This window comes from Micromonospora sp. NPDC005205 (genome assembly GCF_040608275.1).
Lineage (GTDB): Bacteria > Actinomycetota > Actinomycetes > Mycobacteriales > Micromonosporaceae > Micromonospora.
On record NZ_JBEXHV010000041.1, the window covers coordinates 1 to 3080 of the forward strand.

Genomic DNA, 3080 nt, shown 5'->3' on the forward strand with positions numbered 1-3080 from the left:
CGGGGGTTGGCAATCAGGTACGCCTGCCGGTGCTGCATCGCCCGCTCGGCCGGCGCGGCCGGGTCGGCGCCGCCGATCCACAGCCCGTCGACCAGTTCGTTGTCCTCGCAGAACCGGACGAACACGCAGCCCAGCACCCAGGCCACCGCCGCCTGGTCCAGCACGTCGTCAAGCCACGTTTCGAAGCTCCCACCGACCCGCTCGGCGGCCTTCGCCTGGGCATACTCCTGACGCAACTCCGCCCGCAGACCCGGCGCCTCCGCGACCTGCCCGCGCAGATCCTCCACCAGGGCCTTAACCTGCGCCTGCAACGCCTTCAGCTCGATCACCGCCAGATCCTAAGGCCCGACCCCGCAACGGCCACTACTCCGAGTCGTCATCAGCCACGCCTTTCAGGTTGCCGCTCCAGCCGTAGCGTCCGCCTCGAAGAATCGACGTGCCATGGTCGCGGCCGCCCGCCGACTTACGAGACCAGCCCGAAACCCTGAGGCGGCAGCCGTCAAGACCTGACGCCCCCCAGACCTGACCTACCGCAACTCAGGAACGCCGCGAAGCAGCGCCAGCGCCGAGCGGTCGGAGCTGAGCTGGGACAGCTCGGCGTTGATGAAGTCAGTAAAGAACTCGGCGGGCGATCCGGGGAAGCCGGGCTGCTCACCCGAGTGCCACTGGTGCAACCACGGCTCGATCTCAGCCAGCCCGGCGAGCAGCGGCAGCAGCCTGTGCGCCGGCCACGCCTCCTGCGTCTTCCGGTCGAGGTAGACGGTGGCGAGCGCCTGCGCCTGCTTCAGTTGGTCCCACCCGGCCCAACCGACCAGGTCACTGCCATCGCCGTCCCGCCCCCCCTGCGGGTAAGAGATGAACCGCTCCTTCGGCACATCGAGCTTGCCCCGCGCTTTCCAGTACGACGACCGGATGAAGTCGGCTGACGCGTACTTCGGGGACACCTCAATCTCGACCTCCTCCCCCGCATCCTCCCGACGCTGCAAAGCCCAGGTCCGCTCCCACTGCGCGCGCTTACGCAGCCCCGACGGCTTGTAACGCTGAGACGGCAGGTAGGGCACATGCTCATCCGCGATCAACAAGCCGAGAGTCTTCGTCAGGTCGTAGGAGTCGTGCCCCACCCACAGCTCCAGCACCACCCGGAAATCCTGACCGGAGCCGAACCGGTCAGCCAGCTGCGCCACCGACAGCGGCGCCGGCTGCCCAACCCATATCTCCGGCGCCTCCAACCGGTCGAGCAGCCAGTCCCGCAACGCTGCCTTCTCCTGCTCAGCCCAGCCCCACCTCTCCTTGTCCCGCTTCTGTGACCACCGCCGCTTGCACTCCGGCCGCTCAATCAATCCGATGTGCCGATTCGACGCGATGGTGGCTATCCGCCGCTCCACCAGGGACCGGTACTCCGCTGGCCAGTGCGGCTGCGGCCGGTCGATTGGCTTGGATTCGTGCCGCTCAAACCATGCCGTCTGCGCTTCACTGCTGCATAGAACAATCTCGAAGGCGCGCTCCCCAGATGTCAACTCCGGCGGGTTCGCGCAGGTTAGGTCCTCGTCGATGAGCCCGTAGTGCCGATAGACCTCCCAGTCCAACTCCTCCTGAAGCGCGATCATCCGCGCCCGCACCGAGCGGTACTCCGCCTCAGCCTCCGCGAGTCGCTGCCGGGTAGGCACCCCCGAAGCAGCAACCGCCGCCGGGGTCAAGCTTGACAGCCTCTGCGCCAGCCCATCCAGTTCCCGCGCCCTCTCAGATGGATACGCCGAAGGCAACGGGAAACGCTCCAACTTGGTGGCGTTGAACTGATAGCGCTCCTCCCAGCTCTCGTCCTGCATACCCCGACCGACGCCACCGCCTGCCTTCGCCTGGCTAACCTGCTTGAGCCAGAAACAGGCGGTCGAGCTGTTCAAAAGCCCGACTAGCCTTAAATGATCGTCTTCGGTTGCACCGTCCGCTAGTTTGATTACTGGCGCGGTCTGCCTGAAAACCTTCCCGCCTCGGTCCAACACAAAGTGGTTGTGCGTTGCCACCTCGCCGTAAACGATAGACCATTCATGGGCTCCGACATCCTTGGGGAGCTGGTGCCAACCCCACCAGGGCCGGCCGTCGCTGAAATATGTACCTTTCGTGAAAGTCGCCCGATTGCCAAGCTCGGTTCGATATGGCCAGAATCGGGTTGCCAGCCGGGGCATACGCTCCAGACTGATCAATTCTCGATCGGCGCTGTAAGGATGAAACGCAAAGTCCCCCGGCGAAACTTTCCAATCGCGAACCTCGTCACCGGTAACCAGTCGCGCCACACAGGACTTCTCGGCGCCTGCTCTAAGGAACACGTTCCGCGGAGCCGACATCGCATCGTCTGCCCCCATCACGCCATAAAAACCAATACGAAGGACTTTCTCTAATACGCGGGCCGCCGCTTCATTCTCTAGAATTGCCATGAGGTCACTAGCGCCCCCGCCGCTCAGGCTCCATGGGTGTTTAGCGAGCTGGGCGCGGTCGAGATCTGCTGAGCTAACCCACTCGGATTCGGAGCCAGGGTCATCAACTTGCCGAACGATCGCAGTCCACACCAGGCCCTCGGCCGGCCTTTTCGGGGTTGAAGGTTCGCCCCGCACCCCGAGAATGGTACGGATTGGGCCGCTATAACGCGGGCTGACGAGACGGTTTCGACCGATCAGAATAACGGTAGGCGTGCCGTGACCAGGAATGTATGAACCAGAAGCGTCGATGACCTCGGCCAGCTCGGATTGTCCGGCGAAGAATTGATTGATCAGCCTTTTACCAAATTCGCGTTTCGTGAAGGCGTTGCTGGTGATCTGCCCGACGTGGCCTGCGCCGCCGCCGTCGTGGTCACCGCGCTTGGCCAGCTGAAAAAAGCGCTGAGCAAACGGCACGGTCAGTGCATACTTGCCCGAACAGGCGTCGTACAACCGTCGGTAGAGCTGGTTGCGGGCGCTGTCGGAGACGGTGATGTAGGGCGGGTTGCCGACAACCACCGTGTACTGATTCTCGGCCAGGTAGTCCTTGAGCAGGTCGGCGTCCTCGCTCTCGTACGCGAAGACCTGCCGCCCCTCGGACGCGGCGAA

At 64.1% G+C, this 3080-nt stretch carries 2 protein-coding genes; both read right to left on the minus strand.

Going from position 1 to position 3080, the window contains the following annotated elements; translation table 11 throughout:
* Nucleotides 1-329: hypothetical protein (locus ABZU43_RS33000; protein WP_355010280.1), on the minus strand; the 329-nt coding region annotated here is incomplete at its 3' end.
* Nucleotides 330-527: 198 nt separating this feature from the next.
* The coding region (gene pglX, locus ABZU43_RS33005; RefSeq protein WP_355010281.1) for a BREX-2 system adenine-specific DNA-methyltransferase PglX at nt 528-3080 on the minus strand (2553 nt) is incomplete at its 5' end.